The 360-nt window shown below is 39.4% G+C and carries 1 protein-coding gene; it reads left to right on the top strand.

Translation table 11 applies throughout. From position 1 onward, the window contains the following. Positions 1-360 (top strand): IS30 family transposase (locus A9G25_RS06565; protein ID WP_141675032.1); only part of this gene is annotated, 360 nt, incomplete at both ends.

Raw genomic sequence — 360 nt, forward strand, 5'->3', positions numbered from 1 at the left:
ACCGAGTATTAAAGAAGGAGACCGCCGATATAAACGGTCAATTAAACAACGTCCAAGTTATGTAGAAAGTCGGAAAACGCAAGGACATTGGGAGGGCGATACCATAATTAGCCGTAAAGATAAGCAAGCATTGTTGACGTTAGTTGAGCGAAAAACTGGACTCGTACTCATTGGACGCCTTAATCAACGCACCGCCTCCGAAACGAAAGATATGATAATAAAATTGCTAACGCCGTTTAAAAAAATGGTTAAAAGCATCACCTTTGATAATGGGATGGAATTTAATTATCATCATGCGATTGAGCATTATTTAAATACTACCGTATACTTTGCGGAGCCTTATAAAAGCTGGCAAAGAGG

This window comes from Gilliamella sp. Bif1-4 (genome assembly GCF_001690535.1).
Lineage (GTDB): Bacteria > Pseudomonadota > Gammaproteobacteria > Enterobacterales > Orbaceae > Gilliamella > Gilliamella bombi.